At 65.3% G+C, this 26550-nt stretch carries 26 protein-coding genes and 1 pseudogene; 15 read left to right on the forward strand and 12 right to left on the reverse strand.

Going from position 1 to position 26550, the window contains the following annotated elements; translation table 11 throughout:
• Positions 1–13: 13 nt before the first annotated feature.
• A complete protein-coding gene (locus tag AU252_RS21835) occupies positions 14–766 on the reverse strand; it encodes an SDR family oxidoreductase (RefSeq protein ID WP_058932500.1) in 753 nt (250 codons plus the stop codon).
• 158 nt (positions 767–924) lie between these two features.
• Here AU252_RS21835 and AU252_RS21840 point away from each other — a divergent pair, with 158 nt between their 5' ends.
• Positions 925–1302 carry a DUF5655 domain-containing protein gene (locus AU252_RS21840; RefSeq protein ID WP_058932501.1) on the forward strand — a complete coding sequence of 126 codons (378 nt, stop codon included), beginning with the start codon at positions 925–927 and terminating at the stop codon, positions 1300–1302.
• Between the two features lie 26 nt (positions 1303–1328).
• Here AU252_RS21840 and fabG read toward each other — a convergent pair whose 3' ends face one another.
• Positions 1329–2054, reverse strand: coding sequence for a 3-oxoacyl-ACP reductase FabG (gene fabG, locus AU252_RS21845; RefSeq protein WP_058932502.1), 726 nt, complete (start codon positions 2052–2054; stop codon positions 1329–1331).
• 143 nt (positions 2055–2197) lie between these two features.
• On the opposite strand from fabG, the gene AU252_RS21850 reads away from it, so the two are divergent.
• From AU252_RS21850 to AU252_RS21865, 4 genes and pseudogenes are all read left to right on the forward strand, one after another.
• A complete protein-coding gene (locus AU252_RS21850) occupies positions 2198–2632 on the forward strand; it encodes a DUF3099 domain-containing protein (protein WP_058932503.1) in 435 nt (144 codons plus the stop codon).
• Complete coding sequence (locus AU252_RS21855; RefSeq protein ID WP_058932504.1) at positions 2629–2904, forward strand: hypothetical protein; 276 nt, start codon at positions 2629–2631, stop codon at positions 2902–2904. The genes AU252_RS21850 and AU252_RS21855 overlap by 4 nt, the downstream gene beginning before the upstream one ends.
• Positions 2905–3798 (forward strand): SURF1 family cytochrome oxidase biogenesis protein, encoded by an 894-nt coding sequence (locus AU252_RS21860; protein ID WP_058932505.1) that lies wholly within the window; start codon positions 2905–2907, stop codon positions 3796–3798.
• A 240-nt stretch (positions 3799–4038) separates the two neighbouring features.
• A pseudogene (locus AU252_RS21865) lies at positions 4039–4269 on the forward strand (YbaK/EbsC family protein); the annotation flags it as partial.
• Positions 4270–4409: 140 nt separating this feature from the next.
• Here AU252_RS21865 and AU252_RS21870 read toward each other — a convergent pair.
• Complete coding sequence (locus AU252_RS21870) at positions 4410–6008, reverse strand: ABC-F family ATP-binding cassette domain-containing protein (RefSeq protein WP_056339851.1); 1599 nt, start codon at positions 6006–6008, stop codon at positions 4410–4412.
• 281 nt (positions 6009–6289) lie between these two features.
• Here AU252_RS21870 and AU252_RS21875 point away from each other — a divergent pair, with 281 nt between their 5' ends.
• Genes AU252_RS21875 through AU252_RS21885 form a run of 3 tightly spaced genes read left to right on the forward strand, consistent with a single transcriptional unit; the run spans position 6290 to position 8263 of the window.
• A complete protein-coding gene (locus tag AU252_RS21875) occupies positions 6290–6919 on the forward strand; it encodes a biotin transporter BioY (protein ID WP_058932506.1) in 630 nt (209 codons plus the stop codon).
• A 7-nt stretch (positions 6920–6926) separates the two neighbouring features.
• The gene (locus tag AU252_RS21880) at positions 6927–7643 is read left to right on the forward strand and encodes an energy-coupling factor ABC transporter ATP-binding protein (RefSeq protein ID WP_058932507.1); all 717 of its coding nucleotides are present in this window, start codon (positions 6927–6929) and stop codon (positions 7641–7643) included.
• Entirely contained in the window at positions 7640–8263 is a 624-nt protein-coding gene (locus AU252_RS21885) for an energy-coupling factor transporter transmembrane component T family protein (RefSeq protein WP_058932508.1), read from the forward strand. Before AU252_RS21880 ends, AU252_RS21885 begins: the two co-directional genes overlap by 4 nt.
• Positions 8264–8284: 21 nt before the next feature.
• Here AU252_RS21885 and AU252_RS21890 read toward each other — a convergent pair whose 3' ends face one another.
• Positions 8285–9487 carry a thiolase family protein gene (locus tag AU252_RS21890; protein WP_058933103.1) on the reverse strand — a complete coding sequence of 401 codons (1203 nt, stop codon included), beginning with the start codon at positions 9485–9487 and terminating at the stop codon, positions 8285–8287.
• Positions 9488–9503: 16 nt separating this feature from the next.
• Entirely contained in the window at positions 9504–10910 is a 1407-nt protein-coding gene (locus tag AU252_RS21895; protein WP_058932509.1) for a class I adenylate-forming enzyme family protein, read from the reverse strand.
• Positions 10911–10971: 61 nt separating this feature from the next.
• On the opposite strand from AU252_RS21895, the gene ypfJ reads away from it, so the two are divergent.
• Complete coding sequence (ypfJ, locus tag AU252_RS21900; RefSeq protein ID WP_058932510.1) at positions 10972–11853, forward strand: KPN_02809 family neutral zinc metallopeptidase; 882 nt, start codon at positions 10972–10974, stop codon at positions 11851–11853.
• Positions 11854–11931: 78 nt separating this feature from the next.
• Here the strand turns inward: ypfJ and AU252_RS21905 are convergent, their stop codons facing one another.
• The 6 genes from AU252_RS21905 to AU252_RS21930 form a co-directional block, all read right to left on the reverse strand.
• Positions 11932–12264: a metal-sulfur cluster assembly factor gene (locus AU252_RS21905; protein ID WP_056339832.1), complete on the reverse strand. Its 333-nt coding sequence runs from the start codon at positions 12262–12264 to the stop codon at positions 11932–11934.
• A 12-nt stretch (positions 12265–12276) separates the two neighbouring features.
• Positions 12277–13065 carry a Fe-S cluster assembly ATPase SufC gene (gene sufC / locus AU252_RS21910; RefSeq protein WP_058932511.1) on the reverse strand — a complete coding sequence of 263 codons (789 nt, stop codon included), beginning with the start codon at positions 13063–13065 and terminating at the stop codon, positions 12277–12279.
• A gap of 101 nt (positions 13066–13166) precedes the next feature.
• Positions 13167–13526, reverse strand: a complete 360-nt coding sequence (locus tag AU252_RS21915) for a non-heme iron oxygenase ferredoxin subunit (protein WP_056339825.1) — start codon at positions 13524–13526, stop codon at positions 13167–13169.
• A 16-nt stretch (positions 13527–13542) separates the two neighbouring features.
• Positions 13543–14829, reverse strand: a complete 1287-nt coding sequence (sufD, locus tag AU252_RS21920; protein WP_058932512.1) for a Fe-S cluster assembly protein SufD — start codon at positions 14827–14829, stop codon at positions 13543–13545.
• A gap of 2 nt (positions 14830–14831) precedes the next feature.
• Positions 14832–16295, reverse strand: coding sequence for a Fe-S cluster assembly protein SufB (gene sufB / locus AU252_RS21925; protein WP_056339821.1), 1464 nt, complete (start codon positions 16293–16295; stop codon positions 14832–14834).
• Positions 16295–17137, reverse strand: coding sequence for a helix-turn-helix transcriptional regulator (locus tag AU252_RS21930; protein ID WP_240484253.1), 843 nt, complete (start codon positions 17135–17137; stop codon positions 16295–16297). The genes sufB and AU252_RS21930 overlap by 1 nt, the downstream gene beginning before the upstream one ends.
• A 106-nt stretch (positions 17138–17243) precedes the next feature.
• Between AU252_RS21930 and AU252_RS21935 the strand changes: the two genes are divergently transcribed.
• The 4 genes from AU252_RS21935 (at position 17244) to AU252_RS21950 (ending at position 21690) form a co-directional block, all read left to right on the forward strand.
• Positions 17244–18212: an ABC transporter ATP-binding protein gene (locus AU252_RS21935; protein ID WP_056339818.1), complete on the forward strand. Its 969-nt coding sequence runs from the start codon at positions 17244–17246 to the stop codon at positions 18210–18212.
• On the forward strand, positions 18209–18979 hold the full coding sequence (locus tag AU252_RS21940) for an ABC transporter permease (RefSeq protein ID WP_058932513.1): 771 nt from the start codon (positions 18209–18211) through the stop codon (positions 18977–18979). Before AU252_RS21935 ends, AU252_RS21940 begins: the two co-directional genes overlap by 4 nt.
• Positions 18980–18986: 7 nt before the next feature.
• Positions 18987–19931: a COX15/CtaA family protein gene (locus AU252_RS21945; RefSeq protein WP_058932514.1), complete on the forward strand. Its 945-nt coding sequence runs from the start codon at positions 18987–18989 to the stop codon at positions 19929–19931.
• Positions 19932–20421: 490 nt separating this feature from the next.
• Positions 20422–21690, forward strand: coding sequence for an IS110 family transposase (locus AU252_RS21950; RefSeq protein ID WP_058930130.1), 1269 nt, complete (start codon positions 20422–20424; stop codon positions 21688–21690).
• Positions 21691–21818: 128 nt separating this feature from the next.
• Here AU252_RS21950 and AU252_RS21955 read toward each other — a convergent pair whose 3' ends face one another.
• Positions 21819–22778 carry a heme o synthase gene (locus tag AU252_RS21955; RefSeq protein WP_056339805.1) on the reverse strand — a complete coding sequence of 320 codons (960 nt, stop codon included), beginning with the start codon at positions 22776–22778 and terminating at the stop codon, positions 21819–21821.
• Between the two features lie 510 nt (positions 22779–23288).
• On the opposite strand from AU252_RS21955, the gene tkt reads away from it, so the two are divergent.
• Complete coding sequence (tkt, locus tag AU252_RS21960; protein ID WP_058932515.1) at positions 23289–25406, forward strand: transketolase; 2118 nt, start codon at positions 23289–23291, stop codon at positions 25404–25406.
• A gap of 23 nt (positions 25407–25429) precedes the next feature.
• A complete protein-coding gene (gene tal / locus AU252_RS21965) occupies positions 25430–26545 on the forward strand; it encodes a transaldolase (RefSeq protein WP_056339800.1) in 1116 nt (371 codons plus the stop codon).
• Positions 26546–26550 lie beyond the last annotated feature (5 nt).

Here is a 26550-nt window from a genome sequence, read left to right on the forward strand (position 1 = left end):
GTGCCCGGAAATGCTATTCGGCGCCCTTGCCGAAGTAGTCGGAGCCGCCGGCGTACTCCGTGTGGCCGGATTCGACGTCCGCGGTCGCCATGCTGGCCACAACTTCAGCGAACTCCTCCACGGAATAGAGCTTTCCGGCCTCGGCGCGGCGGGCTTCGATGGCGCCCGGGTTCGAGCGGTCCAGCAGCGTCGCCGTGACGGTGCCTTCGATCATGTCGCCGGACACAACCACCAGCGAGATGCCCTTCTCAGCCAGGTTCGGAAGGAGCTCACGCAGGGCGTCCTCGCCGGCACGCTTGCTGCGGGCCACGGGCTCGTATTCGGGCATGGTGGGCACGGAGTTGATGAAGTGGGCCTGGTGGCTGGTCACGAAGACCACGCGCGAGCCTTCCTTCATCAGGGGCACGGCGGCGTTGAGCATGTTGACCTGCGCATCGCGGTTCAGCTTCAGGGCGTAGTCGTCTGCCATGCCGGACTCCATGCCGCCGGAAGCGTTGAGCACCAGGACGTCCAGCGAACCGAAGTTCTCCATGGCAGCGCTGGCCAGGGCCTGCACGCCTTCCTGGGTGGTGAGGTCCGCACCCACAGCCGTGGCACGGCCACCGGCAGCTTCAATTCCTGCGACCACCTTGTTGGCGCGCGGCGCCTTCTGGCGGTAATTAACCACGACGGCGGCGCCCTCGGCAGCGAGGTTCTTGGCCACTTCAGCGCCGATTCCCCGTGAGGATCCGGTCACGATGGCGGTTTTGTTGTCCAGCAGTCCCATACGGGCTCCTTTGTTCGAAACGTCTAAATCGCTGAGGTCTGCAGTCCATCATGCCAGCGCCTGCCCCGTATTCGCTTGTTTGACCCCCACAAAGAAGCCCGGTCAGGCTAGTTCTGCGAAGGCTCCGGGCGGCGTTCAGCCCGGCGTATGCTCCCCCTATGACGGGCAGCGCCGGCACTGCATCCACACCGGACGAAGTCTTCAGCAACTCGCCGGTGGGACTTCAACTCTGCCTGGCAGTCCACGACGCCATCATGAACGCCGTGCCGGCCACCGTGCGCACCACCACCAGCCAGGTGGCCTTCCGGAACCGGCGCGGCTTCGCATACGTCTGGAATCCACGCCAGCACCTCAAGACCGGGGTGCCGGCGGTTCTCTCCATTGCACTTTCCCGGCGGGTTGAGTCGCCCCGGTTCAAGGAAGTGGTCCATCCGTCCCACGGCGTATGGATGCACCACCTGGAACTAAACACCGCTGGGGACGTCGACGCCGAGGTCATCGCCTGGCTCTGGGAAGCGTTCGACGCTGCTGCTTGATAGGCCTCCCGGTCAGTGTTCTGTGGTCAGTGGCCCATGCCGAGTCCGCCGTCAACGGGGATGACGGCGCCGGAAATGTAGGCCGCCTCGTCGCTGGAGATCCAGCGGACCACGTTCGCCACTTCCGTTGCTTCGGCAAACCGGCCGACGGGAATGCTGGAAAGGTAGCCCTTCTGGGTGGCTTCGGGCAGTTCCGCCGTCATGTCCGTGTTAATGAATCCGGGGGCCACAACGTTTGCTGTGATCCCGCGTGAACCGAGTTCTCGGGTCAGGGACCGGGCAATGCCCACCAGACCGGCCTTGGAGGCCGAGTAGTTGATCTGTCCCGGCGCGCCATAGAGGCCGGAGACCGAGGAAATGAGGACCACGCGGCCCTTGCGCATCCGAATCATGCCCTTGGAGGCGCGCTTGATGACGCGGAAAGCGCCGGTGAGGTTGGTGTCGATCACGGACGTGAAGTCATCTTCACTCATGCGCATCAGGAGTGTGTCCTTGGTGATTCCCGCGTTTGCCACCAGGACTTCAACGGGACCGTGGGCAGCTTCCACCTCGGCGAAGGCTGCATCCACAGAGGCCTCGTCAGTCACATCGGCCTTCACGCCCAGAATCCCGGCCGGCAGCTCCGACGCGCTCCGGTAAGTCACGGCCACCTTGTCGCCGTTGGCCACAAAAGCCTGCGCGATGGCCAGGCCGATGCCGCGGTTTCCACCGGTGATCAGGACGCTGCGGGCCGCTGTAGCTGCTTCAGACATAAAACGCTCCGGGATTCTGCGGCATGTGCAGCCGCGGTTGTAAGGGGGTGTGATTTTGCTGCCTCCGATCTTAGCCCGCGTTTGGGCGCCACTGACGATGGTGAGAGAATTGAGGCAAGCCTTTGGAGCGTGATCAATCAGCCGTGACCCTTGAAAACCATGCTGGACAGTCCGTGCCCGGAGATCCCGAAAGGTTCTCCGGGGATTCCGGGGTCCACAGCATTACGGACGCGGCGGCCGCCCACTCGGAGGACATGCGCCAGCGCATGATCAAGTACGCGGTGGCCATGGGAATCCGCATGGTCTGCCTCATCCTCATTTTTGTGGTGGACGGCTGGTTCAAGCTCGTAATGGTCGCCGGCGCCGTCTTCCTCCCGTGGATCGCGGTGGTGATCGCGAATGGCAGCGACCAGGCGGAGGTCCACAGCGACTCGCTGCTCGACTCGGCCCCGCTTGCCGAGCTGGAAAGCACGTATTGGCCGCCGGAACAGGACGACTCCACGTCCGCGGTCATCCAGGGCGAGCTCATTGATGACGACGACGAACCCACGCAAGGACAGGAACGGCGCGCCTCATGAACATTTTTGACCTGGCTGCAGGGACCGCTGGTCCGCCGCCGGCTATGGCGGCCATGTGCTCCCGCAAGGCCTGCCGCTCGGAAGCTTCCTGGCAATTGCTCTGGAATAACCCCAAAATCCATACGCCGGAACGCCGCAAGACCTGGCTTGCCTGCGATGACCACCGTGACTGGCTGGAAGATTACCTCCAGACCCGCGGGCTCTGGAAGGAAACCCTGGTCCTGGACTCGGGGCAGGACACCGGCCGGGCGCCGGTAGGGCAGGACGGCTGAATGTACCGCTTCCTCTTTTCCAGCAAGTGGCTGGGATACCTCCTGCTTGCCGCCATCTTTGCCGCTGCCTGCGTCTTCCTCGGCCGCTGGCAGATGGACCGCCGCGCAGAGACCCTCGCGGAGATCAACCGCGTGGTCACCAACTATTCCGCCACACCCATCTCCTTCGACGAGGCGAGGGACGAGTTCTCCGCCCTGGACCCGTCGAAGGAATGGACCCAGGTGGAACTGCAGGGCACGTATGATCCCGACGGCCAGCGGATTGTCCGCAACCGTCCACTGAACGGGCAGCCCGGGTATGAGGTGGTTGTCCCGTTCAAGCTGGAGACCGGTGAAACCGTGGTGATCGACCGCGGCTGGCTGCCCATCGGCAACAAGAACCCGGGCAGTCCTGATTCCATCCCGGCGCCTCCCGCCGGACCCGTGACCGCCGTCGTCCGCCTCAAGCACGGCGAGCCGCAGTTGGACCGCGGCGCCCCCGACGGCCAGCTTGCTTCCATCGATCTCCCCACTTACGCGGACCAATTGGGCTATCCCGTACTCACCGGCGCTTACGGGCAGCTGGCGTCTGAATCTCCCGCCCCCGCTGACATGCCGTTCCCGTTCCCGAAGCCGGCCACCGAAGAAGGCACGCACCTGTCCTATTCGTTGCAGTGGTTCGCGTTTGGGGTGCTGATGTTCGTGGGCTTCGGGTACGCCGCACGGCAGCAGGCCAGGAATGCCGCGATTGACGCCGAAGACACCGCAGAGGGCGAAGAAGGCTTGACGGATTCGGGCAGTACCGTCCACTCAGCGGCTGCCGCCGCCCGCCGTCGTCCCCCCGTAGCCCGCAAGCGCAAGAAGGCCACCGCCGAAGAAGAGGAAGACGCACTCCTGGACGCGCAGGGCTACTGACGCATGCATGGTGTGGAAGTGGCCGCCCCCGTGGCGAAAGTGAAAAAGCGCCCTGTGGTTGCGTTCGCTTTCGTCAGTTGCGTTCGCTTCGCAACGCGGGTGATTTCCCGCGTGCTGGCTCGTTCCTCGCCTCTGACGCACGCTACATAAATCACCCACGCTACTTCGCTCGTGCCTAATTGCGCACCAGCAAGGGCAGTACTGCCAAGTGGACACAGCCTTGTTGTCGGTCCGGTGAAAACAGGAAAGATCCGCCGGGCCACCGCCACGTTCGTCCTGCACCACACGGGCCAGGAAGTAGGCGGAGTAGCCCCGATAGGCCACCCCGAAAAGATCAGGACACTCCTGGACGACTCCCTCAAAGCCCACAAAGTCCTCTGAGCGGGAGCAGGAGACCACAACTCAATGTTCAGCATCACCTACGAAGACCTACAGCGAATCACAGACGCCGAAGAACTAACAGTCCGCTAGTTCTGACTCACCCAAACGTGACATGCCCACGAGCGGACCGGCGTGGGTGATTTATGTAGCGTGCGTCAGAGGCGAGGAACGAGCCAGCACGCGGGAAATCACCGACGCCGCGCAGCGAACGCAAGCATTGCAGTTGGGGACTAAGCCAGCGTAATCAGGTCCAGGTAGTCTTCGTTCCAGTGGTCCTCGATGCCGTCAGGCAGCAGCACGACACGCTCGGGGTTCAGCGCTTCGACGGCACCTTCATCGTGGCTCACGAGGACGACGGCGCCGGTGTAGTTGCTCAGGGCCCCGAGGATTTCGGCGCGGCTGGCCGGGTCGAGGTTGTTAGTGGGCTCGTCAAGGAGCAACACGTTCGCGCTTGAGGCCACGATGGTGGCCAGGGCCAGCCGGGTCTTCTCGCCGCCGGAGAGCACACCGGCGGGCTTGTCGACGTCGTCTCCGGAGAACAGGAACGAGCCCAGGATGTTGCGGACCTCCGCGTCGTTCATGTCCGGGGCGGAGGAGCGCATGTTTTGCAAGACGGTGCGGTCCACGTCGAGCGTCTCGTGCTCCTGGGCGTAGTAGCCCACCTTCAGGCCGTGGCCCGCAACGACCTCGCCGGTGTCCGGCTTGTCGACGCCGGCAAGCATCCGCAGGAGCGTGGTCTTGCCGGCGCCGTTGAGGCCCAGGATAACCACCTTGGAGCCGCGGTCGATGGCCAGGTCCACGTCGGTGAAGATCTCCAGTGAGCCGTAGGACTTGCTGAGTCCGTCCGCGGTTAGCGGGGTCTTGCCGCAGGGTGACGGATCCGGGAAGCGCAGGGCTGCCACGCGGTCGGTCGCGCGGACGGCTTCGAGGCCGCCCAGGAGACGTTCGGCACGCTTGGCCATGTTCTGCGCTGCCACGGCCTTGGTGGCCTTGGCACGCATTTTGTTGGCCTGGTCGATGAGGACCTGGGCCTTCTTCTCCGCGTTGGCGCGCTCACGCTTGCGGGCGCGCTCATCCGTTTCGCGCTGGAGCAGGTAGCGCTTCCAGTTCATGTTGTAGAAGTCGACCTTGGCGCGGTTGGGATCCAGCAGGAACACTTTGTTGACGGTGGCTTCGAGCAGCTCGGTGTCGTGGCTGATCACGATCAGGCCGCCCTGGTGGTTCTTCAGGAACTCGCGGAGCCAGGTGATGGAATCCGCGTCGAGGTGGTTGGTGGGCTCATCGAGGAGCATCGTTTCGGCGTCCGAGTACAGGATCCGGGCGAGTTCGACACGACGGCGCTGGCCGCCGGACAGGGTCTTGAGCGGCTGGTTCAGCAGCCGGTCCGGGAGGGCCAGGTTGGAGCAGATCGCGGCGGCCTCGGCCTCGGCCGCGTATCCGCCGGCGGCCAGGAACTCGGATTCCAGCCGGTCATAGCGGTTCATCGCCTTGCGCTGGATCTCCGTGTCCTCGCTGGCCATGTCCTCATGGGTCTGCTTGAGCTTGTTGACGGCGATGTCCAGGCCGCGGGCGGAGAGGATGCGGTCGCGGGCCAGCTGTTCCATGTCCGGGGTCCGGGGATCCTGCGGCAGGTAGCCGATCTCGCCGCTGCGCGTAACCTTGCCGCCGGCGGGCTGGCCTTCGCCCGCGAGCACCCGGGTCAGGGTAGTCTTGCCTGCGCCGTTACGGCCGACGAGGCCGATCTTGTCGCCCTTGTCGATGCGGAAGCTCACCTGGTCCATGAGGAGCCGGGCGCCGGCGCGCAGTTCAAGATCCTGGACAGTAATCACAGCAGGTAAGGCCTTTCACAACAGGGAAACGCCGCAGCTCAACGGGTGATGTCTGGAAGCAGCCGGCAGAATGGCCGACAGAACGGCCTTTCCAAGTCTACCGGCCCCAGCTTGACCCCATAACCGCAGCACCGCCGTCGTGCGTTGACTCAGCGTTTGTGCCCTGCCGTCAGTCCCGGGCTTCCCGCTTAGTAGGTCCCCTACAAAATGGCGCCCGACGGCGGCCGGTAACGTCAGGATCACCCCATGCTTCGCTTGTACGACCACGACAGGAACACCCCATGAGCCAGACTGACACTGCCGTCAACGGCACCGCTTCCCGCCTCCGGAACCGCTGGAACGCTACCGACCTAGGCCTGATCGCCGTCTTCGCTGCACTCGTTGCCGGCTCCGCCATGGTGCCCGGCATCGCGGCGAACGTGTTCGGCATCCCCATCACTTTCCAGACCCTTGCGGTGATGCTCACCGGACTGATGCTGGGCCCGGGCCGGGGTTTCGCCGCCGTCGGCCTGTACACCCTCCTGGGCCTGGCCGGCCTGCCGATCTTCAGCCAGGGCCGCAGCGGCCTGGGCATCCTGGCCGGACCGTCGGCCGGCTACATCATTGCTTTCCCCATCGCAGCAGCCGTTGTAGGCTGGCTCGCCACCGTGGTGATCCGGCGGACAACACGTGCCCGGGCGCTGTTGTTCTTCGCGTCGGCGATGGTCACCAGCATCGCCGTCGTGCACACGCTCGGAGTTGCCGGGATCGCCCTGAACACCAAAGCGTCACTGGGTGAAGCCTTCCTCGCAGACCTGATCTTCTACCCCGGTGACGTGATTAAGAACATCCTCGCCGCGGTGATCGCCGTGGCTCTGCACCGGGCATTTCCCGACGTCCTGGTCCGCCGGGTGAAGCGGATCAACAACTAGTCCCGACATGGCAACCATTTCATTCCGGCAGGCCGAAGTGGCCGTTGCCGTTGACAACCGCCCGGAACCCAAGTCCCTGCTCCAGGACGTCACGCTTGAGCTGACCGAACAGCGCATCGGCGTGATCGGGGCCAACGGGTCCGGCAAGTCCACGCTGCTGCGGCTGATAAACGGCCTGGTCCAGCCAACTTCCGGCACCGTGTCGGTGGAGGGCGCCGATACTGTCCGGGCCGTGCGGGCGGTCCGCAGGCAGGTGGGGTTCGTCTTCACGGATCCCTTGTCGCAGCTGGTGATGCCCACAGGGCGCGAGGACGTGGAGCTTTCGCTGCGCCGCCCGGTCCGCAACGGGGCGGAGCGGCGCCGGCTGGCCGAAGCGGCCCTGGAGCGCCTCGGCCTGCTGCCGCTCGCGGACCAAAGCATCTACGAACTCTCCGGCGGTGAACGCCAGCTGATGGCCCTCGCAGCTGTGCTGGCCGTGAACCCCGCTGTCCTGGTGCTGGATGAACCGTCCACCCTCCTGGACCTCCGGAACCGAGAACTCCTGCGCCGCACCCTGTCCGGCCTCGACCAGCAGATCGTGATGTCCACGCACGACCTCGACCTTGCCCTGGAAATGGACCGCGTACTCGTAGTGGAGGCAGGGCGCGTGATGTTCGACGGCGGCGCGGCGGCAGCCGTGGACGCGTACCGGGCGCTGGTCACCAACGGACTGGCCGCGCCGTGAGAGGGCACGGTTTCCTGCTGGCCAACTACGTCCCGGGGAATTCCGTCATCCACCGGACGCCGCTGGCAGTAAAGTTCCTGCTGGTGGTGGGCTGCGGCCTGGTGTCTTTCCTGGTGGTCGACTGGCTGGTCTCCGCCGCGGTGCTGGCCGCGCTCGGCGCACTTTTTCTCCTGACCGGCGCCGGAGCCCAGCGGCTCGTGAGTGCTGTCCGTCCTGTTGCCCTGGTGCTGGTGGTCATCGGCCTGTTCCAGTGGTGGCAGCTCGGTGCCCCCACAGCCGCCCGGATTGTCCTGAACATCCTGGTCTGCGTGGTGGCGGCATCCCTGTTGACGGCCACCACGCCCATGCAGCGGATCCTGGACGGCGTGGTGTCGCTGGCCACTCCATTCCGCCGCCTTGGCGCGGACCCTGAACGTTTTGCGCTGACCATCGCCATCATGCTCCGCAGCATCCCGTATATCGCCGGCGCCTTTGCAGACGTCAGGGATTCCGCCCGGGCCCGCGGGCTTGAGCGCAACCCGCGTGCCCTCGTGCTGCCCGTCTTCATCACCACCGTGGCCTTCGCCCGTCAGACCGGCGAAGCGCTGGCTGCCCGCGGGCTGGGCGACGCGGAGGACTGATTTTGGTCCTTCCTGTGCTGCTTAGGGAGCCTTGTGGTCGCCGGACAGCAACTCGTACCGCAGCAGCGCCGCCGTGCCCATGCCGCCGGCAATACTGATGAGCGCCAGCGCCAACGATCCAGGATTGCCGGCACGCCGGGCCTGCGCGAGAAGCCGGGTCACCAGTACGGCCCCGGACGCCCCGTAGGCGTGGCCCAATGCCAGCGCCCCGCCGTCGAGGTTGACCCGGTCCGGATCAATGCCCAGCTGGTCCAGGCAGGCCAGGGTCTGGGACGCGAAGGCTTCGTTGAATTCCACCAGGTCCACGCTGGCAGCCGAGAGCCCCCTCGCCTGCAGGAGCCGCTCCGCGGCAACCGCTGCGCCGATCCCCAGCAGCTCGGGGTCCACACCGGCGGTGTCCGTGGCCAGCACCAGGAGCCCGTCTGTGACTCCCAGTTCCCGTGCCCGCTGCAATGAAGTGATGACGACGGCGGAAGCGGCGTCCGCGTCGAAGCATGAGTTCCCGGCGGTGACAGTGCCCCCCGGCACAAAGGCGGGCGGGAACCGCTTGAGAACCGCGGCGGACAGGCCGGGGCGGGGGCCGTCGTCGGCGCTGATGGGTCCAGCGGACGTCTCCAGGGTGGTGATCTCGCCGGCAAAAAATCCTGCTTTGGCGGCGGCCAGCGCCCGCTGGTGGCTGCGCAGCGCCGAGGCATCCTGCCGCTCCCGGCTGACCGTGAACCGGGCCGCTACGTTCTCGGCCGCGACCCCCATATCCGGGTCGCCGAAGCTGTGCGGCACAAACTGGGCCCGGACAAAAAAGTCAGGCTCGCCGTCGTCGTTCCGGTGGGCCCGCAGCGGAGCCGTGCTGATGCTCTCCACTCCCCCGGCGAGATACACGGGGTTGCCGCCGGCGGCAACCAGCCGGGCGGCCAGAACGATGGCATCCAGGCCTGACCCGCACTGGCGGTCAACGGTCAGTCCCGGCACACCGACCGGCAGGCCCGCCTCAAGCAGGGCAAGGCGGGCCACGTTGCCGCCGCCGCCCACGGCGTTGCCGATCACCACATCCGTGACTTCTTCGGCCGGTACGTGGGTGTCTGCCAGGAGGTTGGCCAGAACCGGTGCGAGAAGCTGGTGGGCACGCAGTTCCTTCAGCGCACCGTTGGCGCGCCGGACCGCGGTACGCCGCGCCGCGATGATCACGGGCTGCCGGTCCGCCGGCAGCCCATCGCCGGGCGGCATGCCATGGGGCTGCAGGTCAGCGGTCAAGGTTCCGCGCCCTGGGGTCCTGGGAGCCGATCCAGTCGAGCAGGATGTTCCGGCTGACCTTGCCACGGTCCGTGGTGGGAAGTTCGGAGAGCGCGAAGTACTGGTGGGGCCGCTTGTCCCGCGGCAGGATGTTTTCGAGTCCGGCCTTCAGCTGCATGGCCGTGACTCCGCCATGGGACGGAACGACGCCGGCGACCACCCGCTGGCCGCGGAGATCATCGGGTATTCCGGCGGCCACCGCAGCAGCCACCCCCGGCACGGCCGCCAGGGCGAGTTCCACTTCGTGCGGATAGACGTTCTTTCCCGAGGTCAGGATCATGTCGGCGCGCCGGCCCAGGATGTGCAGTTCGCCGTCGGCGAGGTAGCCCTGGTCCCCCACCGTGAACCAGCCGTTGAAGGAGCGCAGCGCCTGGCCGTCGTCACCCCACAGGTAGCCGTTGCTGACCATGCCGCTGCGGACACAGATATTGCCGGCTTCGCCGTCCTGCAGTTCGGAACCCTCATCGTCCAGGATTCTGACGTCCACGCCCGGGAACGGGTGTCCGATGCCTGTTCCCCCGGCGTCCAGGAGCTCCCCCGCCGCCAGCCCCACACCGGAGACAAAGCTCAGTTCGGACGCGCCGTAGTACTCGAAGATGGTGGCGTTCGGCGCCCAGCGCCGTGCCGCTTCGAGGGTGCGTGAGTCCAGCTTCGAGCCGGCGCAGATGATGGTACGGATGCCGGAGGCATCCACGCCACCGGTCAGGCCGCGCTCACTGAGCAGCCGCAGCATGGTGGGCACGAGGATGAGCCGGGTCACGCCGTCGTGCGTGATGGCGGCGTGGACATCACCGACGTCGAAACTCTCCAGCGTCTGGAATTCAGAGCCGGCGTAGAGGCACTCAGCCAGGGCATAGAGGTTAAGGCTGGCGGACAAGGGCCCGGGCGCGAGCGTGACGTCGTCCTGGGCGAGGCCGAAGAACGCAACGGACGCGTCAAAGGATTGCCGCCAGGACTGCCTGGACCGGGTAAACGCCTTGGGCACTGACGTGGTGCCGGAGGTGAGTCCGATCAGGAACGTCGAGTCCGGCGGCCCGTCCGCCAAGGCATCCGCTGCGGAAACCGTGCCGGGCTTGGCCGACTGTGCCAGCCGTTGAACGATCTCCTGGTGCAGGGACTCCGGCCAGGTCGGGTCCAGGACGGCGCATTGCCGCCGGCCGGCAACGGCTGCGGCGAACCTTACGGCAAAGTCTACGGAGTTGGCCTCGGCAAGGACGGTGACGGCAGCTGTCTCCGGAAGAGCGGCTGCGGCGGCGTCCCGGAGCTCAGCCCAGCGCAGGCGCCGGCCCGCCACCACGACGGCGGTGTCATGGGGGCGTTCTTCGGCCCAGCGCTGGATTCTATCGAGAAAAGGCATCGTCCCAACTTTACCGGCCGGACTCCGCTTCGGTGGTGCCGCTAAGGGCTATTGTGACTTCATGAGCTTCAATGACAACGTGCAGCTGGACCCTTCCCAGGTTCAGGACCGGCGTGGCATGGGCCGTGGGGCCAAAGTCGGCGGCGGCATCGGTGGCGGAATCGTCCTTCTGATAGCTGTGCTCCTTGGCGTCAACCCCGCCTTGCTCGAAGGCCTGACCGGCGGGGCGGGCACGGCTGATCAGAACCAGGGCACGGCCCCGGCCTGCACCACGGGGGCCGACGCCGACGCGCGGCTGGACTGCCGGATCACCGGCACGGTGAACAGCCTGAACGCGTTCTGGCCGGCGTATCTCCAGCAATACAACGTGCAGTACCCGCAGCCGGAGACTGTGATCTTCGACCAGGCCGTCAACAGCGCGTGCGGGACGGCTTCCAGCGCGGTGGGCCCCTTCTACTGCCCGGCTGACAGCACCGCCTACTTCGATCCCGGGTTCTTCCAGGATCTCGTGGACCGCTTCGGATCCTCGGGAGGTCCCCTGGCGCAGGAGTACGTGGTGGCACACGAATTCGGCCACCACATCCAGAACGTGCTGGGGTACATCGACCGCGCGCAGCAGGACCCGCAGGGCCCCGAGTCGGGCGCCGTCCGCGTGGAACTCCAGGCCGACTGCTATGCCGGCCTCTGGGTAAAGCACGCCTCAACCCAGCCCGGACCCGACGGCCAGCCGTTCCTGGAACCGATCACCCAGCAGGACCTGAACGATGCCCTGTCGGCAGCGTCAGCGGTGGGCGATGACCGGATCCAGGAAGCCGCCACCGGACAGGTCTCGCCCGAGGCCTGGACGCACGGATCCAGCGAACAGCGGCAGAAATGGTTCTACACCGGCTACCAGACCGGCGACATCAACCAGTGCGACACATTCTCGGCGCCCATTCTCTGATTCCATCGAGGACGACGACGGCCGGCTACCTCCGCTGGGGAGGTGACCGGCCGTCGTCGTACTTTAAGCGGTGAAAACTCAGATGTTGAAGCCGAGGGCCCGCATCTGGTCCTTGCCGTCATCGGTGATCCGCTCCGGACCCCAAGGCGGCATCCACACCCAGTTCAGGCGCCAGTCGTCAACGACGCCGTCAAGGGACTTGCCTACCTGCTCCTCGATGACATCGGTGAGCGGGCAGGCGGCCGTGGTGAGCGTCATGTCGATCAGCAGCGCGCCGTCGTCGTCGGAGTACTTCAGGCCGTACAACAGCCCGAGGTCCACGATGTTCACACCGAGTTCCGGGTCGATGACGTCCTTGAGTGCCTCTTCGACATCTTCGAGGCCCGTGCGGGCCGCATTGATTTCGGTCATGGCAAGTCCTATCTAGGCCTGTGCGGCAGCAGCGATGGTGGCTGCGCCGGCGCCCGTGGCGTAACGGTCGTAGCCTTCGTCTTCGAGGCGGTCAGCCAGTTCCGGGCCGCCCTCTTCGACAACCTGGCCGTCGACGAAGACGTGGACGAAGTCAGGCTTGATGTAGCGCAGGATGCGGGTGTAGTGCGTGATGAGCAGCGTGCCCATGTTGCCCGTTTCGTGTGCACGGTTGACGCCTTCGGAGACAACCTTAAGGGCGTCAACGTCCAGCCCCGAGTCGGTCTCGTCCAGGATGGCGAACTTCGGCTTGAAGAGTTCCAGCTGGAGGATCTCCACGCGCTTCTTCTCGCCGCCGGAGAAGCCCTCGTTGACGTTGCGCTCGGCGAAGTCTGCGTCGATGCGAAGCTGGGCCATTGCCGCCTTGACGTCCTTGGTCCAGGTGCGCAGCTTGGGTGCTTCGCCGTCGATGGCGGTCTTGGCGGTGCGCAGGAAGTTGGTCATGCTGACACCGGGGACCTCCACGGGGTACTGCATGGCCAGGAAGACGCCGGCGCGGGCCCGCTGGTCAACGGTCATCGCGAGGACATCTTCGCCGTCGAGCGTGATGGTTCCGCTGGTGACCTTGTAGCGCGGGTGCCCGGCAATGGTGGATGCCAGGGTGGACTTGCCTGAACCGTTGGGGCCCATGATGGCGTGGGTCTGACCGGTCTTGATGGTCAGGCTGACGCCCTTCAGGATCTCCTTGGTGCCCTGCTCCGTGTCAATGCTGACGTGCAGGTCCTTGATCTCAAGAGTAGACATAGGTCTTGTTCTCCTCTGCACCGCGCCCTCCGGCGGTGGTGCGGTCTGTATCTGGAAGTTTGATTCTGTTGCTTGGTGTCCGGCTCGCGCCGGGGATGCTGCTAGCTGAAGTTCGGGGCTTCCGCTCCGTTGAGCACGTTCGTGAAGTCCACGTAGACCTCGTCGCCGACGATCTCGACGGCGAACACCGGGACGGGATCGTAGGCGGGCAGCTGGAGCGGCTCACCGCTGCGCAGGTCGAACTGGGAGCCGTGGCCCCAGCATTCGATCATGCACCCTTCCACTTCGCCCTCGGACAGTGAGATGTCCGCGTGCGAGCAGGTGTCCCCGATGGCGTGGATGTCTCCCATGGAGTCCTTCACAATGGCTACCGGGTAGTCATCGATCAGGATCCGGAGCGCCTGCTTGAGCTGGATTTCATCCGTCTTGCAGACAAATTCGCCCTTTGGCTGGTCAGTCATCTGTTTTCCGCGCCGTCTAGTTGTTCGTCACGGCGAGTTCGCGCTCAACAGCCTCGGTGAGCCGCTCTTCGAGGGCCGGTACCTTGATCTGCTGGATGATCTCGTGCAGGAAGCCACGGACCACCAGGCGGCGGGCAACATCCTCGGGGATGCCGCGGGCCATGAGGTAGAACAGGTGCTCGTCGTCCAGCCGGCCGGTGGCGCTGGCGTGGCCGGCTCCCTTGATCAGGCCGGTTTCGATCTCGAGGTTCGGCACGGAGTCGGCGCGGGCGCCGTCCGTGAGCAGCAGGTTGCGGTTGGCCTCGTAGCTGTCGGTGCCTTCGGCTTCCTTGCGGATCAGGACGTCGCCGACCCACACTGCGTGGGCATTGCGGCCCTGCAACGCGCCCTTGTACAGCACGTTGGAGGTGCAGTTCGCCACGGCGTGGTCAACAAAGAGCCGCTGCTCCAGGTGCTGGCCGGCGTCGGCGAAGTACAGGCCGAACATTTCCGCTTCGCCGCCGGGGGCGGTGAAACGGGTGGACGGCGTGACGCGGACCAGGTCTCCGCCGAGGCTGACCACGACGTGCTTGAACTTGGCGTCGCGGCCGATCTTTGCCTGCTGGGAGGAGGCGTGGACGGCGTCGTCGTTCCATTCCTGGAGCGAGACAACCGTGAGGTTGGCGCCGTCTTCAACAACGATTTCGATGTTTTCGGACACCACGGCCGAGCCTTGGTGGTTCAGGACCACAATGGCCTTGGAGAACTTCTCCGCCACGATCACCAGGTGCTGGGCGGCTGCCTCCGTGGAGGTGCCTTCGATCACGACGGTGACCTCGGTGTCGGCTTCAAACTCGGCCGGGATGGTGATGACGGTGGCCTCGCTGAAGTTCTCCCAGGCGTTGGCGGACACGCGGTCTTCCGGGATGCCGGCCGAACCGATGCGCTTGTCGCCGCGTGCCACGGTCTCAACCGTGACCTGCTCCGGGCCGCTGACGGTGACGGCGGGAGCCACTCCCGCCAGGACCTCGCTGTGCAGGCCGCGCAGGCGCTTGAGGGGGGTGAAACGCCAGTCTTCTTCAAGCCCGGTGAGCGGCTTGAAGTCCGCGAGGTTGTACGAGGTCAGCCGGCCGGCGCGTGAGCTGTCCGGAATGCCGACGCCGCCGCCGTGCGAGTGGCGCTTGACGGCTTCGCCGGCCAGCGGGGCCTTGGAAGCGTTCGAGTTGATCGGAGACAGGCTTTCGCCCTCTTCCGTGAAACCGTTAATAAACGGCTGGGCCGAGGGCGCGCCGATGCGGGCCTTTTCAGTAGTGATTTCAGTCATCGTTATCCGACGGACCCTTCCATCTGCAGTTCAATCAGGCGGTTCAGCTCAAGTGCGTACTCCATCGGGAGTTCGCGGGCGATGGGCTCAATGAAGCCACGGACGATCATCGCCATGGCCTCGTCTTCGCGCATGCCGCGGGACATCAGGTAGAAGAGCTGCTCTTCGCTGACCCGGGAAACAGTTGCTTCATGGCCCATCACCACGTCATCCTCACGGATGTCGATGTACGGGTAGGTGTCCGAACGGCTGATGGTATCCACCAGCAGCGCGTCGCAACGGACGGTGTTCGCCGAGTGCTTGGCACCTTCACGGACCTGGACGAGGCCGCGGTAGGCAGCACGTCCGCCGCCGCGCGCCACGGACTTGGAAATGATGGAGCTCTTCGTGTTCGGCGCGATGTGCACCATCTTCGAGCCGGTGTCCTGGTGCTGTCCGGCGCCGGCGAAGGCAATGGACAGGGTCTCGCCCTTGGCGTGCTCGCCTACCAGGTAAACGGCCGGGTACTTCATGGTGACCTTGGAGCCGATGTTGCCGTCAACCCATTCCATGGTGGCGCCTTCTTCACAGATGGCACGCTTGGTCACCAGGTTGTACACGTTGGTGGACCAGTTCTGGATGGTGGTGTAGCGGACGCGGGCGCCCTTCTTGACGATGATTTCCACCACGGCGGAGTGCAGCGAGTCCGAGGTGTAGATCGGCGCGGTGCAGCCTTCGATGTAGTGGACGTAGGAGTCCTCGTCGGCGATGATCAGGGTGCGCTCGAACTGGCCCATGTTTTCCGTGTTGATGCGGAAGTATGCCTGCAGCGGGATGTCCACGTGGACGCCCTTGGGGACGTACACAAAGGAACCGCCGGACCAGACGGCCGTGTTCAGCGACGCGAACTTGTTGTCGCCCACGGGAATGATGGTGCCGAAGTACTCCTGGAAGATCTCCGGGTGTTCGCGCAGCGCGGTGTCGGTGTCCAGGAAGATGACGCCCTGCTTTTCAAGGTCCTCACGCAACTGGTGGTAGACGACCTCGGACTCGTACTGAGCGGCGACGCCGGAAACCAGGCGCTGCTTTTCGGCCTCGGGGATGCCGAGCTTGTCATACGTGTTCTTGATGTCCTCGGGCAGGTCCTCCCAGCTGGTGGCCTGCTTCTCGGTGGACCGCACGAAGTACTTGATGTTGTCGAAGTCGATGCCGGAGAGGTCTGCACCCCAGGTGGGCATGGGCTTGCGGTCGAAGTACTTCAGGCCCTTGAGGCGAAGATCGAGCATCCATTGCGGCTCGTTCTTTTTGGCCGAGATGTCACGGACGACCTCGTCATTGATCCCGCGGCGGGCGTTGGCGCCGACGTCGTTCTTGTCGGACCAGCCGTACTCGTACGTGCCGATGCCGTGGAGCTCGGGATTCTTTTCCAGAATCTCCGAGATCACAGTGTCTTCGGCTACCGCTTTCTCTGATAGTTGGTCCGTCATCACGGCCTTTCTTGCTGATGGTTGGTTACTTCATCCAGGCTGGCGGGGGCTGCCTGCGGGACCTGGGGTCCCCCGGCAGCCAGCCGGCCTGTGGGTATGTGGGTGGTGCAGACGTGTCCACCGCGCGCCAGCGTGGACAGGCGGCGCACGTCGACGCCTACCAGCCGGGAGAACACTTCGGTCTCCGCGTCGCAGAAGACCGGGAACTGGGCGGCGAGTTGCTGGATGGGGCAATGCCCCTGGCACAGCTGGACGCTCGAGAGTGCTGCCGGCAGCGGGGCTTTGGCCTCGATCGAGGCGGCCGACGCCACGAAGCCATCCCGGCTCAGCGCCGCGGACAGTGCCTGCGCCCTGGCGGTGATGTCCGGTCCGGCCTGTTCGACCTCCGGTGCGTACCGGCGTTCCATGTCGGCAAAACGTTCGACGGCGAACGCGCGGACGGCGTCGTCACCCGCCACTGCCTGGAGCTGCTTGAGCGCGAGGGTAGCGATGTCGAGGTAATCGTTGCCAAGCGTGGACTGGCCCTGCGAGCTCAGGACGTAGCGGCGGGCGGGACGTCCCGCGCCGGCGCCGGCCTTGGCCACGCGCTTGACCTCAATAACCCCGCTGCGGGCCAGATGATCAAGATGCCTCCGGACCGCTGCGGGTGTGAAACCTAGCATGTCGCCGAGTTCCGCCGCGCTGATGGGGCCGTGCTCAAGCACGGCACCAAGGACCCGGTCCCGTGTACGCTCGTCCGAGTCCGCCACCGGAACAGCGGCCACGTGGCCGCGGTCAGCGGCGGTACGCGGCGCTCGGTGCCCGGCAAACGGCACGGCAGCAGCATTGGTCATGGAATACACAACACAATCATGTCGTAATTTACTCCCCCGTACTAGTAAGGTCAGGCTGACCTGCGGCCGGGGTCCACTGCGGGGCCGCCAGTACTACATCGCGTAGAATGCTGGGGTGCGATCCCCCGAATCCCCGGTTCTGTCCATCAGCGGGTTAATTAAGGATGTTGGTCCGCTGGCTAGCCTGGACGGAAAAATGCTCCGGGTGGTCAACGGCGTATCCCTTATGGCCGAACGCGGCCAGGTCACGGCCCTCCTGGGCGCCAATGGAGCCGGAAAGACCACCACCATCGAATGCGCCCAGGGCCTGCAGAAGCGCAGCGGCGGCAGCATCTCGCTGCTCGGCCAGGATCCGGGCCGTTCGGGCGCTGACCTGCGGTCCCGCGTAGGCGTGATGCTTCAGGACGGCGGCCTCCCGCCGTCGGCCCGTCCCATCCCGCTTCTGCGGCACATCGCCGGAATGTACGCGCGGCCCCGCTCAGTTGACGAACTGGTGGAACGGCTCGGCATTGATACTTTCGCCAGGACCAGCGTGCGCAGACTCTCCGGTGGGCAGAAGCAGCGTCTGGCCCTCGCCGCAGCACTGATCGGCAATCCGGAAGTCCTATTCCTGGACGAGCCCAGCGCCGGCCTGGATCCCCAGTCCCGGCAACTGGTCTTCGAGCTGATCTCGGAACTGCGGGCGGCCGGGATGGGCATCATCCTGACAACACACCTGATGGACGACGCCCAGCGGCTGGCGGACTACGTGTACATCATCGACGCCGGCAGGAACGTCGCCGAGGGAACAGTTTCCCAGCTGCTGCAGCGGGACCCGGCTGTGGAGGCCGGCACCGACCACGTCCGCACCCTGGTGTTCGAGGCTCCCCCGGGGCTGGATTTCACCGGCGTGCTGCCCGATGCCATCGCCGTCTCTGAAACACGGGCCGGAAGCTACGTGGCCTCGGGTGCACTGACACCCCGCGATCTCGCGTCGTTGACCGCCTGGTGGGCAGCCCACGGCGTGATGCCCGGTTCCATGAGCCTGGCGGCACGAAGCCTGGAAGATGTCTTCCTGGACATCTCGGGAAAGGACATCCGATGACGGCTCCCACAGCCACCGCCGCCCAGGGAGCACCGGCCACGCTGCTGCGCCGTGTCCTGCTGCAGGGTAAGTACGAATCACTGACGATGCTCCGGAACGGCGAGCAGCTGATCCTTGCAGTCGTCCTGCCGCTTCTGGCGCTGGTGGGGCTCACCGTCACTCCTTTCCTGGACGGTTTCGGAGCCAGCCGCATCAATGTGGCCGTCCCCGGCATCCTGGCATTGTGCGCCATGTCCACGGCCTTCACCGGGCAGGGCATCGCCACCGGCTTTGACCGGCGGTACGGGGTTCTCCGGTTCCTGTCCACCACACCCCTGGGCCGCGAAGGCCTCATCGCGGGTAAGGTGCTGGCCGTTCTTGCGGTGCTCTGCCTCCAGGTGGCAGTGGTGACGCTGGTGGCGCTTCCGTTGGGCTGGCAGCCGCCTGCCTCCGGCTGGCTCCCTGGGCTGTCACTGCTGGCCCTGGGCGCCGTGGCGTTCACCGCGCTGGGGCTCCTGGTGGCAGGCACAGTCCGGCCCGAGGCAACCCTGGCCATCACCAATCTGCTGTGGATCCTGCTGGGCGCCCTGGGAGGGATAGTCATTCCCGCGGAACGGCTGCCCGCACTGGCGCAGGGAGCGGTCCACTACCTGCCCTCCGGCGCACTCGGCGAGGCCATGCGCGAAGCTTTCCTGCACGGCTCGTTGAACGGCGGCGCCGCGCTTATCCTGCTGCTCTGGACGGTTCTTGCCGGAGCAGCAGCCATCCGTTGGTTCAAGTGGAATTGAGATATCCGTGAGCACGGCTTCACGCCTCCCCCAGATCGCCGGCCGCCTTATCGCGAGGCTGCCCCGAACCGTGGACGCCAGCGTCCGCCGCCTCGCGGTGGCGTCCCTGGTTGGCCAGACGCTGCTAGTGGTGACCGGCGGCGCGGTGCGGCTGACTGCATCCGGCCTCGGCTGCCCCACCTGGCCGCGCTGCACCGAGACCTCTTTGGTCAACACTGCCGAAATGGGGATCCACGGCTTCATTGAGTTCGGCAACCGGCTCCTGACGTTTGCACTGGCGGCAGTTGCGCTGGCCATGCTTGTGTACTTGTGGAACCTTCGCAAGGAGCGCCGGGACCTCTTCCTGCTGGCGCTGGGCCTGCTGGCCAGCATCCCGGCACAGGCGGTGATCGGTGGCATCACCGTGCTGACCAACCTCAATCCGTGGGTGGTGGGCCTGCATTTCCTCGTTTCCATGGCCCTCGTGGTGATTGCCACGCTGCTCGTCAACCGGGCCTACGGCAGGACGGGCCGCCATGCCAGCGTCCAGCTCCCCGCCTTGCCGGGCGTTATGCGTCCGGTGACTGCCGCCGTCGGGCTTTTCTCCGCCCTCGCCGTAATGCTCGGCGTAGTGGTGACCGGCTCCGGTCCCCACGCCGGTGACGCCGACGCGCCCCGCAACGGCCTCGACTGGGACCTGTTCTCCCACATCCATGCCGTTCCGGCGTACGTAATCACGGCCGGCACACTGTTCGCACTGGTGCTGGTCATTGTCGGCCGGATCCAGGGCCCGTTCCGCACGTCCGTCCTGTTGCTGCTTTCCGTGACCTTGCTGCAGGCCGTCATCGGCTTCACCCAGTACTACAACGGCATCCCCGCGTTGCTGGTGGGCGCCCACATGCTGGGGGCGGCGCTGCTGATGAGCGCGGCAACAAACTCCGCCGACCTCGCCCGCTCGAGCCCGGTCTCGTAGCCTCCACTGTTTTTGCCCAACAGGAGTGCCACGGTTCCCGACGAACCGTGGCACCCCGCATTTAAGGACCCTCTCTCACTTAATGCAGGAAGTGGGCAGACCCTCTCTCACTCCCTGCGTTGTTTCGCAGGATCTTCCCTTACCTCCTGGAGACAAAGAAGCGACCCTCCTTCACTGTTGGTGAGAGAGGGTCGCTAAGAAAGCTGCAGGTACTGATAGAGGGTCGGCAAGAAACCCACATTAAGCCTGTATGCCCCTTGCGGGGCGCCCGTTCCGGGCTGAAAATGTGCCTGTGGTCGCCTGCCGACGCCGTAGTCACTATGGTTCTTTCAGTCCGTCATTAAGCCGGGCGCCGGGGATCACGCCGTGGGCCCTTCACTGTTTCCTTTTACCGAGAACGAGGACTAGATTCCGATTTTTCCCGGTGATCCCCGCGGGCGGCCGCTTCGATAATCAGAAGTTCCGCTCTGTGAGGAGATGAGCAGTAGCCATGCTGGCTGAAACCCAGGATGAGGATCAGATCATTGCCAGAGTCGCCGCGATCGACATTGGCAAGGCCGAACTCGTGTGTTGTGTCCGGGTCCCCGCGGAAGGGGACCGGAGGAAACGGTTGCAGGAGGTGTCCACGCACTCCACGATGACGCGGTCGTTGATGGAGCTGGCCAACCATCTCGTGGACCTCCGGATCGAGCGGGTCGTGATGGAGGCGACTTCGGACTATTGGAAGCCGGTGTTTTACCTCCTGGAGGCGCACGGGCTCGAGCCGTGGCTGGTCAACGCCCGCGACGTGAAGCATCTGCCGGGCCGGCCGAAGACGGACGTGCTCGATTCCGTGTGGCTGTGCAAGGTCGCCGAGCGGCAGATGCTGCGGCCCAGTTTCGTCCCGCCTGCCCCGATCCGCCGGCTGCGGGACCTGACCCGGTACCGCGCTGATCTGGTCGGAACCCGGACCGCGGAGAAGAACCGGGTCGAAAAACTCCTCGAGGACGCGTGCATCAAGCTCTCCGTCGTCGCTTCGGATATTTTCGGGGTGTCCGGGCGGGAAATGATGGCGGCGCTCATCGCCGGCGAACGGAACCCGAGTAGGCTCGCGCAGCTGGCCCGGACCCGGATGCGGGGGAAGATCAGCGAACTTGAGGAGGCCTTCACCGGCCAATTTGATGACCACCACGCCTTCCTGCTGGCCCGGATGCTGGCAAGGATCGACGGCATCGATGCCGATATCGCCGCGGTCGATGAACAGATCGAGGGGCAGTTGGCCCCTTTCGCGGCGGCAGCGGAACGCCTGGATGAGATCCCGGGCATCGGCCCCGTCGCTGCTGCCGCTATTATCGCCGAAATCGGGGTAGACATGACCCGGTTCCCGACCGCGGGGCACCTGTGTTCCTGGGCGAAGTTCTCCCCGGGCATCAACTCCTCCGCGGGGAAGACCAAGGGAAACGGCTCGACCGGACACGGCAACCGCTATCTCGCCCGGGTCCTGGGCGAGGCCGCCGTCGGGGCCAGCAAAACTCACACCTTTCTGGGCGAACGCCACCAGAGGATCGCGCGGCGGCGGGGCAAGAAACGCGCTATCGTCGCCACCGGACGTTCCATCCTCGTGATCATCTGGCACCTGCTCCAAGACCCGGACGCCCGGTTCAACGACCTCGGCCCCGACTACTTCAGCCGCCGCACCGACCCCGAGAGCAGAAAACGAGGCCACATCCGCCAGCTCGAAGCCCTCGGCTACACCGTCACCCTCGCACCCGCAGCCTGACCCTACCCCGTCTTCATACCAACACCAACACCCGCCAGACCACGACGGAGTGCACCACAGTGCGCACCGACCGCGGTCACGTCCCCTCCATTTTCGGACTAGTGAGAGAGCGTTGGGTGGGGGTGCTGTTAACCGATGATCGCTGATCCGACGAACGGATCCACGGCCAGTGCGATGAACAGCAGCGTCAGGTAACTGATGGAGCCGTGGAAGACCTTCATGGCGCGCTTGTCCGAGATGTCCTCGCGCTGCGCCCGGTTGTAGAGGGAGTGCGACTCGTAAAGGAACCATGCACCCGCCAACACTGCGGTGGCCGTGTAGACCCAGCCCGCGCCACCGGCGGGGACCAGCAGCAGCGAGCAGGCCACCATGGCCCAGGCGTAGAGGACCACCTGGACGGAAACCACCTTGGCGCCGGCAATTGCCCCCAGCATGGGCACGTTGGCGTTGCGGTAGTCCTCGCCGTAACGCATCGAAAGCGGCCAGTAGTGCGGCGGCGTCCAGAGGAAGATGACCATAAACAGGATGACGGCCGGCCATTCGACGGTGTTGGTCACGGCGGCCCAGGCGATCAGCACCGGGAAGCAGCCCGCGGCTCCACCCCACACAATGTTCTGTGCGGTGCGGCGCTTGAGGATGATGGTGTAGATGACTACATAGAAGAAAATTGCGGCTAATCCGAGCCACGCGGCCAGCGGGTTGGCGCCGAACCAGAGAATAACAATGGCGGCTGCCCCGAGCAGCCAGGAGAACACCAGCGCCTCGCGCGGGGTCACCTCGCCGGTGACGAGCGGACGGTTCTCGGTCCGGTGCATCAGCTTGTCGATGTCGCGGTCAAGGTAGCAGTTGAAGGCGCCGGCACTGCCGGCAGCAAACGCGCCGCCGACCAGCGTGGCCAGGATCAGACCTATCGGCGGGAAACCGCGCTCGGCGTAGATCATGGTGGGCAGGGTGCTGACCAGAAGCAACTCAATGACACGCGGCTTAGTGAGGGCGAAATACGCCTTGGCCTTACGGGCGAACCCGGCTCCCCCTCTGGTGCGGGAAGCATTAAGCGGCGTATCTGTTGTGCTCACGGTGGCAGTCACCCGTTCTGGTTGGCAGTTCTGTCTGGCGGTGCAGCTGTGTCTTGCGGCCGTTCGCCGGGCAGCCCGCCAATGGTCATCAGAAGAGGTCCCGGCAACGCCCCGGGTCTGCCGCCGCCCCTAAAGGGCTCGGCTACCGGCGTCGGCCTCCAAATATCATACCGTGCGCATTTGTAACAGATGCCCCCTGATTAGGCCCTGATGATTGCGCGCAGGGTGATTCGAGCAGATTAACTCAACCTCACGAAATGGCGATTCACATAAGGGGAAATTGCGTCCAAAAGGTGAGATTTGCGCTGACCGCAGAGTGGAATCGAGCTAAGCTGTCACCAGATCAGCAAGCGGCAGAAAAGCGTTGGATAACGCGTTCCCATAGCCCTGCTGAATGATAGATCAACGTTTCGATGGTGAACGGCTGGTACACACCGCAGCGGGCACCATAGCGTGCCCCGAAACGGATCCCGTGTACCGCCCACCATCAGCACAGAGAGGGGCCCGGTTTTCGTGCCACATTTGGAAGAGCAAGAACTGTCATGGACCAGCTTGGACCAGCGCGCGGTGGACACCATCCGCGTTCTGGCTGCGGATGCCGTCGAGAAGGTCGGTAACGGCCACCCGGGCACGGCCATGAGCCTGGCGCCCGCCGCCTACCTTCTCTTCCAGAAGCTGATGCGCCACGACCCGCGCAACCCGGACTGGCTGGGACGCGACCGTTTCATCCTGTCTCCCGGCCACACGTCGCTGACCCTTTACATCCAGCTGTTCCTGTCGGGCTACGGCCTGGAACTGAAGGACCTTGAGGCACTTCGCACCTGGGATTCCCTGACCCCGGGCCACCCGGAGTACAAGCACACCGCCGGTGTGGAGATCACCACCGGGCCGCTGGGCCAGGGCCTGGCCTCGTCGGTCGGTTTCGCCTACTCCCAGCGCCGGATGCGCGGCCTGTTCGACGCCGATGCTGCGGCCGGCGAGTCCCCGTTCGACCACACCATCTGGGTTATCGCCTCCGACGGGGACCTGCAGGAAGGCGTCACTTCCGAGGCGTCCTCGCTGGCCGGCCACCAGGAACTGGGCAACCTCGTAGTTGTCTACGATGAGAACCACATCTCCATCGAGGACGACACCGACATCTCCTTCACCGAGGATGTCCTCAAGCGCTACGAGGCGTACGGCTGGCACACCCAGCGCGTCGACTGGACCAAGACCGGCGAATACAAAGAGGACGTGCAGGAGCTTTACTCCGCACTGCTCGCCGCCAAGGCCGAGACGTCCAAGCCCTCCATCATTTCGCTGCGCACCATCATCGGCTACCCGGCGCCCAAGAAGCAGAACACGGGCAAGATCCACGGTTCCGCTCTCGGTGCAGAGGAAGTCGCCGGGCTGAAGTCCGTGCTGGGCTTCGACCCCGCCAAGTCCTTCGACGTTGACCAGGAAGTCCTGGCCCACGCCCGCTCCGTCGTGGACCGCGGCGCCGCTGCCAAGAAGGAATGGGAAGAGTCCTTCAACGCCTGGCAGGCCGCCAACCCCGAAGGCTCTGCACTCCTGCAGCGCATCGAGGCCCGCGAACTGCCCGACGGCCTGGACGCCGCGCTTCCGGTCTTCCCGGCCGGCAAGGACGTCTCCACCCGCGCCGCTTCCGGCAAGGTCCTGAACGCACTCGGACCGGTCATGCCGGAACTCTGGGGCGGCTCCGCCGACCTCGCCGAGTCCAACAACACCACCATCGAAGGCTCGCCGTCGTTCGTGCCCGCCTCCAAGCAGACCGATACCTGGTCCGGCAACCCCTACGGCCGGGTCCTGCACTTCGGTATCCGCGAGCACGCCGCCGCATCGATCGTGAACGGCATTGCCCTGCACGGCCGGACCCGCGCGTTCTCCGGCACGTTCCTGATCTTCAGCGACTACCAGCGACCCGCCATCCGGCTCGGCGCCCTGATGGGTGTTCCGTCCCTGTATGTCTGGACGCACGACTCCATCGGCCTGGGTGAAGACGGCCCCACCCACCAGCCGGTGGAACAGCTCGCTTCCCTGCGCGCCATCGTGGGCCTGGACGTGGTCCGCCCCGGCGATGCCAACGAGGTCGCGGTGGCATGGAAGACCATGCTGGAGAACCACGAGAACCCGGCCGGCATTGTCCTGACGCGCCAGAACATCCCCACCTATGCCCGTGGTGAAAGCGAAGCCGACGGCGACACGTTCGGTTCCGTTTCCGGTGTGGCCAAGGGCGGCTACGTCCTGGCTGAAGCTTCCAAGGACGGTGCCACCGTGCCCGCCGACGTGATCCTCATCGGCACCGGCTCCGAGGTCCAGCTGGCCGTCCAGGCCCGCGAGGCCCTCCAGGCTGAAGGCATCGCTGCCCGCGTTGTCTCCATGCCCTGCGTGGAGTGGTTCAACAAGCAGGACGCCGCTTACCGCGAGTCCGTGCTCCCCGCTGCCGTCAAGGCCCGGGTCTCCGTCGAGGCCGGGCTGGCCCTGGGCTGGAGGGAATTCGTCGGCGACGCCGGACGTTCCATCTCGCTCGAGCACTATGGCGCTTCCGCCGACTACAAGCGCCTTTTCCAGGAGTTCGGCATCACCGCGGTGGCTGTCGCCGCCGCTGCCAAGGACTCCCTCGCTGGCCTGCAGGCCTGAACCAGATTTTAGGAGATATCACCATGACTACCCCTACACAGCAGCTCTCCGACGCCGGAGTATCCATCTGGCTCGATGACCTTTCCCGCAGCCGCCTTGAGACCGGCACGCTGCAGAAGCTGATCGAAGAGAAGAACGTTGTTGGTGTGACCACCAACCCTTCCATCTTCCACGCCGCCATCACGGCCGGCACGGACTACGACGCCATCATCGCGGCGCAGGCAGCAGCCGGCGCCAGCGTCGAGGAGACCATCTTCGAAATCACCACCACCGACGTCGCCGACGCCTGCGACCTCTTCGCACCGGTGGCAGCAGCCACCAACGGTGTTGACGGCCGCGTGTCCATCGAAGTTGACCCGCGCCTTGCCTGGGACACGGCCGGCACCATTGCCGAAGCCAAGCACCTGTACAAGAAGGTCAACAAGGACAACGTCCACATCAAGATCCCGGCAACCCTTGAAGGCCTCGAAGCGATCACCGCGACGCTGGCCGAGGGCATCAGCGTCAACGTGACCCTGATCTTCTCGCTTGAGCGCTACCGCGCCGTCATCAATGCCTTCCAGTCCGGCCTGGAGCAGGCCAAGGACAACGGCCACGACCTGTCCAAGATCCACTCGGTCGCGTCGTTCTTCGTGTCCCGCGTGGACTCCGAGATCGACAAGCGCCTTGACGCCATCGGCACCGACGAGGCCAAGGCACTCAAGGGCAAGGCAGGCGTGGCCAACGCACGCCTGGCGTACCAGGTCTACGAGGAGCTCTTCGCCACCGAGCGCTGGGCACTGCTGGCTGAAGCCGGCGCGCTCCCCCAGCGTCCGCTGTGGGCCTCCACCGGCGTCAAGGACCCGGCTTACCCGGACACCCTGTACGTGACCGAACTGGCCGCCCCCGGCGTCGTGAACACCATGCCGGAGAAGACCCTGGATGCCACGTTCGACCACGGCGTCGTCACCGGCGACACCGTCTCCGGCACTTACACCGAGGCCAACGCCACGCTGGACGCACTGGACGCACTGGGTATCTCCTACAACGAGGTTGTCGCCCTCCTCGAATCCGAAGGCCTGGACAAGTTCGTGGCCAGCTGGAAGGAACTCCTGGGCGACGTCGAAGGTGCCCTTGCCGCTGCACGGAAGGCCTCCTAACCCAC

Source organism: Pseudarthrobacter sulfonivorans (assembly GCF_001484605.1).
Taxonomy (GTDB): Bacteria; Actinomycetota; Actinomycetes; order Actinomycetales; family Micrococcaceae; genus Arthrobacter; species Arthrobacter sulfonivorans_A.

Excerpts from the sequence above, each read along its gene's own strand:
- AU252_RS21895 (WP_058932509.1), bottom strand. The coding sequence starts at position 10,910 with ATGCCTTTTCTCGATAGAATCCAGCGCTGGGCCGAAGAACGCCCCCAT.
- AU252_RS21880 (WP_058932507.1), top strand. The coding sequence starts at position 6,927 with ATGGCAACCATTTCATTCCGGCAGGCCGAAGTGGCCGTTGCCGTTGAC.
- sufD (WP_058932512.1), bottom strand. The coding sequence starts at position 14,829 with ATGACTGAAATCACTACTGAAAAGGCCCGCATCGGCGCGCCCTCGGCC.
- AU252_RS21860 (WP_058932505.1), top strand. The coding sequence starts at position 2,905 with ATGTACCGCTTCCTCTTTTCCAGCAAGTGGCTGGGATACCTCCTGCTT.
- AU252_RS21840 (WP_058932501.1), top strand. The coding sequence starts at position 925 with ATGACGGGCAGCGCCGGCACTGCATCCACACCGGACGAAGTCTTCAGC.
- AU252_RS21875 (WP_058932506.1), top strand. The coding sequence starts at position 6,290 with ATGAGCCAGACTGACACTGCCGTCAACGGCACCGCTTCCCGCCTCCGG.
- AU252_RS21835 (WP_058932500.1), bottom strand. The coding sequence starts at position 766 with ATGGGACTGCTGGACAACAAAACCGCCATCGTGACCGGATCCTCACGG.
- sufC (WP_058932511.1), bottom strand. The coding sequence starts at position 13,065 with ATGTCTACTCTTGAGATCAAGGACCTGCACGTCAGCATTGACACGGAG.
- ypfJ (WP_058932510.1), top strand. The coding sequence starts at position 10,972 with ATGAGCTTCAATGACAACGTGCAGCTGGACCCTTCCCAGGTTCAGGAC.
- AU252_RS21915 (WP_056339825.1), bottom strand. The coding sequence starts at position 13,526 with ATGACTGACCAGCCAAAGGGCGAATTTGTCTGCAAGACGGATGAAATC.
- AU252_RS21890 (WP_058933103.1), bottom strand. The coding sequence starts at position 9,487 with ATGCCGCCCGGCGATGGGCTGCCGGCGGACCGGCAGCCCGTGATCATC.
- tal (WP_056339800.1), top strand. The coding sequence starts at position 25,430 with ATGACTACCCCTACACAGCAGCTCTCCGACGCCGGAGTATCCATCTGG.
- AU252_RS21905 (WP_056339832.1), bottom strand. The coding sequence starts at position 12,264 with ATGACCGAAATCAATGCGGCCCGCACGGGCCTCGAAGATGTCGAAGAG.
- fabG (WP_058932502.1), bottom strand. The coding sequence starts at position 2,054 with ATGTCTGAAGCAGCTACAGCGGCCCGCAGCGTCCTGATCACCGGTGGA.
- AU252_RS21950 (WP_058930130.1), top strand. The coding sequence starts at position 20,422 with ATGCTGGCTGAAACCCAGGATGAGGATCAGATCATTGCCAGAGTCGCC.
- sufB (WP_056339821.1), bottom strand. The coding sequence starts at position 16,295 with ATGACGGACCAACTATCAGAGAAAGCGGTAGCCGAAGACACTGTGATC.
- AU252_RS21855 (WP_058932504.1), top strand. The coding sequence starts at position 2,629 with ATGAACATTTTTGACCTGGCTGCAGGGACCGCTGGTCCGCCGCCGGCT.
- AU252_RS21940 (WP_058932513.1), top strand. The coding sequence starts at position 18,209 with ATGACGGCTCCCACAGCCACCGCCGCCCAGGGAGCACCGGCCACGCTG.